Genomic DNA, 6,766 nt, shown 5'->3' with positions numbered 1-6,766 from the left:
AAATTTATACCTTCCCCGCCGCTAATGGCTATTCTAGGTATAGGTATTGATATTGTCGAAATTGCACGTATTGAAGCTGCTTTAGTGCACTATGGCGAACGTTTTGCCTGTCGTATTTTAAGTCAAGCTGAGTGGAAGCAATATCGCAAACATAATCAGCGGATACGTTTTCTAGCTAAACGCTTTGCAGTTAAAGAAGCGGCAGCTAAGGCTTTAGGTACAGGTCTTGGTAATGGTCTGACGTTTGTCCAATTTGAGGTCTTCAATGATTCGCGAGGAAAACCTCAATTACGGCTGCATGAGCAGGCAGCCCAACTAGCTGGTCAACGCAGTATCACTAGTATGCATGTAACGTTGTCTGATGAACGTCATTATGCTTGTGCTATAGTTATATTTGAGAGATGATTCATTATCAATGAATTAATCATATAGTTGCCAAAACTAGCTGAGATATAGTTCCTTATTGGGAACAGTACAAAATAATATTATGAGTTTATTAAAAGCATTCGCTGCTGTTAGTTGCATAACTATGTTTTCACGCGTCTTGGGTTTTGCCAGAGATATAATTATTGCCCGAGTATTCGGTGCAGGGATGGCAACAGATGCGTTTTTTGTCGCATTCAAATTACCCAATTTGTTGCGGCGTATTTTTGCAGAAGGTGCTTTTTCTCAGGCATTTGTGCCTATTTTGGCCGAGTATAAAAGCCATCAGGCAAAAGAGGCAACACGCTCTTTTATTGCCTATATCGCTGGTATGCTAACACTGACACTGATGCTAGTTACTATAGCCGGTATACTGGGTGCCCCATGGGTGATAAAAATTACTGCACCAGGCTTTAGCGACATCCCAGAAAAGTTTGCTTTGACATCATCGCTATCACGTGTAACTTTTCCCTATATTCTACTTATCTCCATGACATCGCTGGTGGGAGCGATCCTTAATGCTTGGAACCAATTTTTAGTACCTGCTTTTGTTCCGACGTTACTTAACGTTAGCATGATAGTATTTGCTCTTCTGGCAGCGGAGTGTTTTCATCCACCAATTATGGCGCTAGCTTGGGCAGTAGTAGTAGGAGGAATACTGCAATTGTGCTATCAGTTGCCGTACTTAAACAAAATAGGCCTGTTAGTTATGCCGCGCTTACAATTTCGAGATGCTGGTGTATGGCGAGTGTTACAGGTTATGGGACCAGCACTGATCGGGGTCTCCGTGAGCCAAATTTCATTAATCATTAATACCATTTTCGCATCTTTCTTAGTGTCAGGTTCGGTATCATGGATCTATTATGCAGATCGGCTTATGGAGTTTCCTTCTGGTGTATTAGGAGTAGCGTTAGGTACTATTTTACTACCATCGCTGTCGCGTAGTGTTTTCAAAGGGAACAATGTAGAATTCTCCCTGTTACTGGATTGGGGACTCCGTCTTTGTTTTTTGCTCGCGTTGCCAAGTTCTGTTGCGCTCGCTATTCTTGCCAAACCCCTGACAGTAGCGTTATTTCAGTATAATAATTTTTCATCCTTTGATGCTATGATGACTCAGCGTGCGCTGTTAGCATATTCAGTTGGACTTATTGGTTTAATGTTAGTGAAAGTTCTGGCACCGGGTTTCTATTCACGTCAAAACATCAAAACTCCGGTACAATTAGCAATTATCACCATTATTATCACACAATTAATGAATGTAACTTTTATTGGTCCACTAAAACATGCTGGGCTATCACTCTCTATTGGACTAGGAGCCTGTTTGAACGCTAGCTTGCTGTACTGGCAGTTACGTCGACAAAAACTATTTCAGCCACAACCTGGCTGGCTTAAATTTTTCTTGCGTTTAATATTTACCGTCAGTGTGATGGCGGTAGCACTAGTGGTATTGCTAATAATTATGCCTGACTGGGCTCAAGGTAGTATGACTTGGCGTCTACTTCGTTTGATTGCCGTAATAGTAGTAGGGATGATATTTTACTTGACAGCACTTAGGCTGGCTGGGTTCCGACCACGAGATTTTGTTCCGTTCTCTAACCTAAACAACTTAAACTAAAAAAAGCGCGTATATTGATTTACATCCTTTCTACCGTATCGATACCTAATAAATTCAGGCCTTGTTGCAGCGTTCGTGAGGTCAGAAGCGCTAGCTGTAAACGGCTTTGACGCTGTTTATCACTGTTAGCATTGAGTATGGGGTAATTTTCATAGAACGACGAAAATAGTACAGCTAAATTATACAAATAGGCACATAAGACATGTGGCGTACCATCGCGTGCCACAATGGCAATTGTTTCCTGATATTGTAGTAGACGCACAGCCAGTAAATGTTCTTGTTCATCTTCTAGAGAGATATGTCCGGTAAACAGTTGCTCATTCAAAGCACTGCGCTTAAATATAGACCTTATACGTGTATAAGCATATTGTATATATGGTGCAGTATTACCATCAAAACTGAGCATCTCGTCCCAGTTGAATATATAGTTGCTTGTACGATTTTTTGATAGTTCAGCATATTTCACCGCGCCTATGCTGATTACTTGCGCTAATCGTTCTAACTCAACGATATTGATATCATCTACATTAATATGTTTGCTCAAAATTAGGGATCGTGCGCGTTTCAGCGCTTCATCCAGCAGGTCATTTAGCTTAATGGTTACTCCTTCCCTGGTTTTGAAAGGTTTTCTGTTCTGACCTAGTATCATGCCAAACATATGGTGTTCTAACAAGACAGTTTCTGGAATATAACCTGCTTTGCGCACGATAGTCCAGACTTGCAGTAAATGCTGATGCTGGCGAGAGTCAATATAATAGATGATTCTATCCGCTTTTAGCGTTTCATAACGGTATTTTGCACATGCAATATCTGTGGTGGTATAGAGATAAGCTCCGTCTGTTTTTTGAATAATAACGCCCATAGGTTTTCCCTCTTTATTTTTACATTCATTAAGGAAAACTAGGGTTGCTCCCGCTTTTTCTACTGCCAGACCTTTAGCTTTTAAATCAGCTACAATACCTGGTAACATATTATTGTACATGCTTTCGCCCATGACATTATCTTGGGACAACGTAATATTAAGCCGATCATAAATCTTCTGATTTTGCACGATAGTTATATTTACTAACTTGCGCCACATCTGGAGGCAATAGGAATCACCGGACTGTAATTTCACTACGTAATTGCGTGCTTTCTGAGCAAAATCAGGATCTCGATCAAAATTATTTTTAGCCTTACGGTAGAAGTTGTCCAGACTGGATAGCTTTATTTCTGACTCACCACCGTACTCTACTTTTTCAAGATATGCTATCAGCATGCCAAAATGAGTACCCCAATCACCAATATGATTAGCTCGGATAACGTTATGGCCCAAAAATTCTAAGATACGCGCTGATGCGTCGCCGATAATGGTAGAACGAAGATGGCCAACGTGCATCTCTTTCGCAACATTAGGAGAAGAGTAGTCTACCACAATGGTCTGAGGAGAGTACGGTAAGATACCTAGCCGCGGCGAAGCTAGGGCAATAGCTATTTGTGTCGCAAGCCACTGTGAATCCAGAACAATATTAATAAAACCTGGACCCGCAATATCTACGCTGCGCGCTATGCCATCTAAATTAAGCATACTAATTACTTTTTTAGCTAACTGATTCGATGGTACTCCTAGTTGTTTGGCGGCAGCCATGAGGCCATTGACTTGATAATCACCAAACTTTGTGTTGACTGATTGTCGTACCTGTGCTTTACAGTGAGCTGGAGCACCTACGGCCAGCATTGCTTGATTAACTTTTTCAGAAATAAGTATGTTAATATTCACAGAGATACCTGATGTATTGTTACATGGTAGAGAAAAGCGCAAAATTGAGTCATTTTGTTCCTATTAGCCGTACGAAGTAAATTAGCTCAACCATTTCTCAATCTGCTGAAGAATCCCGTAACTATTGAGATGGAGATCCGCGAGAATCTCCTCCTGGCTACCCTGCGGTATAAAATAATCTGGTAAACCAATATTTAAAACTGGCACGAGTAACCGTTGTCGCATGATATATTCATTCACTCCGCTTCCCGCACCACCTATTATGGCGTTTTCTTCCAGCGTAACGAATGCTTTATGGCTAGCGGCCAGCTGGGTTATTAACCCAGTATCTAGTGGTTTGACGAAACGCATGTCTACTAGAGTAGCATCTAGGGTCTTGGCCACTTCCTCTGCCTGCGCGAGCAAAGTACCAAAATTGAGAATCGCAATATTTACGCCTTGGCGGCGCACTACACCCTTACCAAGCGGTAATTTTCTCAGTGCACTGAATGTCACCCCGGGGCCATTACCACGTGGGTAACGTACGGCACTAGGACCGCCGTGATAATGATACCCAGTATGTAACATCTGCCGGCATTCGTTCTCATTACTTGGCGTCATGATAACCATATTTGGTATACAACGCAGGTAGGAAAGATCAAAAGCACCCTGATGAGTTTCGCCATCAGCACCTACTACGCCGCCTCTATCAATGGCAAATAGCACTGGTAGGTTCTGGATTGCTACGTCGTGGATCACTTGATCATAGGCACGTTGCAGAAAAGTAGAATAAATGGCTACAATGGGATTGTAGCCACTAATAGCTAAACCAGCTGCAAAGGTTACCGCATGCTGCTCAGCAATAGCTACATCAAAATATTGTCGGGGAAATTGACGGGAAAAATCAACCATACCGGAGCCTTCGCGCATAGCAGGGGTTATGGCCATTAACTTATCGTCACTAGCTGCAGTGGTGCATAGCCAGTCGCCGAAAATAACCGAATAAGTTGGACACCTGCCACAGTTTTTAGGCAGCGTACCTATTACCGGGTCAAACTTAGGTACCGCGTGCCAAGTAATAGGATCTTTTTCAGCTGGAGCGTAACCACGCCCTTTCTTGGTAATGATATGTAGTAATTGAGGGCCTGTCATACTGCGCATATTATTTAGTGTTTGTACTAGACCCTGAACATCATGGCCATCCACCGGGCCAATATAATTGAACCCAAGCTCCTCAAATAACGTTCCGCCGGGTACTATTATACCCTTTATGTGCTCTTTGGTACGTTTGACTAGCTCTTTGATAGGGGGAATACCATACAGTACTTTTTTACCACCTTCACGGAGTGTCAAATAACACTTGCCGGATAAAATCCGTGCTAGGTGGTTGTTTAACGCGCCGACGTTTTCTGAAATAGACATTTCGTTGTCGTTTAGTACCACAAGCAAATCATATTTAATGTCGCCAGCGTGATTCATTGCTTCAAAAGCCATACCAGCTGTAATCGCGCCATCACCTATAACGCACACCGTTTTTCTAGCAAGGTCTTCATATGCTGCTGCCACAGCCATACCCAGACCAGCACTAATGGAGGTCGAGGAGTGGCCAACCGATAGCGTGTCGTATTCGCTTTCTCCGCGCCATGGAAATGGATGTAACCCATTACGCTGACGTATGGTAGTAATACTATTTTTGCGACCAGTAATAATTTTATGTGGATATGCTTGATGACCGATATCCCAAATAATATGGTCAAAAGGGGTGTTATAGACATAATGCAAAGCTACGGTCAGTTCTACGGTGCCAAGCCCTGATGCAAAATGGCCGCTTGAGCGACTAACGCTAGCGAGTAGAAATTGACGTAGCTCATCACACAGTGCTAGCAGACTTTCTTGAGGTAACAAACGTAACTTAATTGGATTATCCACCAGGGCAAGTGTTGGATACTTTTGTGTATCAAAGCTCATGGGATGTTCATACTTGGGGTATAAAAACAGCATCATTTATTTTTTACGTTCAATTATATAGCGCGCTAGTTTCACTAACATGCTAGTATTATATCCGATTGCATCAATCTCTTCTAAGAATGCTAGAGATTTATTATAGAGATCTCGAGCTTTAGCTCGAGCCATATCTAATCCCAGCAGCGATGGATAAGTTTTTTTACCTAATAACTTATCTGCACCCTGCTGTTTACCAATACTTTTGCTATCTCCTATAACATCTAAGATGTCATCTTGTACTTGAAATGCTAGGCCTATAGCGGCAGCATAACCATCAAGATAATCAAGTGTTTGCTGACTTTTGTTTCCTGCTGCCAGCGCCCCCATGTGCACTGCCGCACGAATTAGCGCACCTGTTTTATGACGATGGATAGTTTCTAGCACTTCAGCAGACACATGTTTATTCTCTGACTCTAAATCCAGAGCTTGGCCAAAACACATACCCTCAGCCCCGCTAGCTTCCGCTAAAATAGTGATCATTTTCAAACGTTCTTCTGTAGCAACAGCCGGCATTGGTGCCTTAGCTAGAATAGTAAACGCTAAGGTATGCAATGCATCTCCAGCTAAGATAGCAGTTGTCTCACCAAATTGAACATGACAGGTGGGTTGACCGCGTCGCAGTGCATCATTATCCATCGCTGGAAGATCATCATGAATAAGCGAATAAGCATGAATACACTCGATAGCAGCGGCGGGAGCATCTAGGCTTTCTTGCTTTATGTCAAACAACTTACCTGTTTGGTAAACTAGGAACGGTCGCAGCCGTTTCCCTCCTCGAAGGGTGCCATGGCGCATAGCTTGGACTAGTCTAGTTTGTTTACTGGAAAGAGCGCATAGATACCGCTTCAGTGCAGCATCTACACACCGGCTACTTTCTTCTAGCTCATGGATGAAGTTTACCATGGTAATTCATTATAGAGATAAATATGCTGTCTGTGTTGTTATTATCACAATAAATTAAGCTTTTTGCTAATAATACCAGAAAA

General features: G+C 42.4%; 5 protein-coding genes. 2 read left to right on the top strand and 3 right to left on the bottom strand.

Annotation, left to right across the window (positions count from 1 at the left end):
• The first annotated feature begins 24 nt into the window (after nucleotides 1–24).
• Together acpS and murJ are read left to right on the top strand one after the other, a co-directional pair.
• A complete protein-coding gene (gene acpS / locus CEX73_RS02205; protein WP_101626967.1) occupies nucleotides 25–405 on the top strand; it encodes a holo-ACP synthase in 381 nt (126 codons plus the stop codon).
• Between the two features lie 82 nt (nucleotides 406–487).
• On the top strand, nucleotides 488–2,038 hold the full coding sequence (gene murJ / locus CEX73_RS02200; RefSeq protein WP_101626966.1) for a murein biosynthesis integral membrane protein MurJ: 1,551 nt from the start codon (nucleotides 488–490) through the stop codon (nucleotides 2,036–2,038).
• 19 nt (nucleotides 2,039–2,057) lie between these two features.
• Here the strand turns inward: murJ and argS are convergent, their stop codons facing one another.
• From argS to ispA, 3 genes are all read right to left on the bottom strand, one after another.
• Nucleotides 2,058–3,797 carry an arginine--tRNA ligase gene (argS, locus tag CEX73_RS02195; RefSeq protein ID WP_101626965.1) on the bottom strand — a complete coding sequence of 580 codons (1,740 nt, stop codon included), beginning with the start codon at nucleotides 3,795–3,797 and terminating at the stop codon, nucleotides 2,058–2,060.
• Nucleotides 3,798–3,878: 81 nt separating this feature from the next.
• A complete protein-coding gene (gene dxs / locus CEX73_RS02190; RefSeq protein ID WP_101626964.1) occupies nucleotides 3,879–5,744 on the bottom strand; it encodes a 1-deoxy-D-xylulose-5-phosphate synthase in 1,866 nt (621 codons plus the stop codon).
• A 36-nt stretch (nucleotides 5,745–5,780) separates the two neighbouring features.
• Nucleotides 5,781–6,683, bottom strand: a complete 903-nt coding sequence (ispA, locus tag CEX73_RS02185; protein ID WP_101626963.1) for a (2E,6E)-farnesyl diphosphate synthase — start codon at nucleotides 6,681–6,683, stop codon at nucleotides 5,781–5,783.
• Nucleotides 6,684–6,766: the final 83 nt, after the last annotated feature.

The sequence above is a fragment of the Candidatus Palibaumannia cicadellinicola genome (assembly GCF_002855795.1).
GTDB lineage: Bacteria > Pseudomonadota > Gammaproteobacteria > Enterobacterales > Enterobacteriaceae > Baumannia > Baumannia cicadellinicola_C.
Note: the sequence above shows the minus strand (reverse complement) of the source record. Positions and strands in the feature narration are given on the sequence as shown.

What these genes read in the sequence shown, in the direction of transcription:
- dxs (WP_101626964.1), bottom strand. Translation starts at nt 5,744, where the DNA reads ATGAGCTTTGATACACAAAAGTATCCAACACTTGCCCTGGTGGATAAT.
- murJ (WP_101626966.1), top strand. Translation starts at nt 488, where the DNA reads ATGAGTTTATTAAAAGCATTCGCTGCTGTTAGTTGCATAACTATGTTT.
- acpS (WP_101626967.1), top strand. Translation starts at nt 25, where the DNA reads ATGGCTATTCTAGGTATAGGTATTGATATTGTCGAAATTGCACGTATT.
- ispA (WP_101626963.1), bottom strand. Translation starts at nt 6,683, where the DNA reads ATGGTAAACTTCATCCATGAGCTAGAAGAAAGTAGCCGGTGTGTAGAT.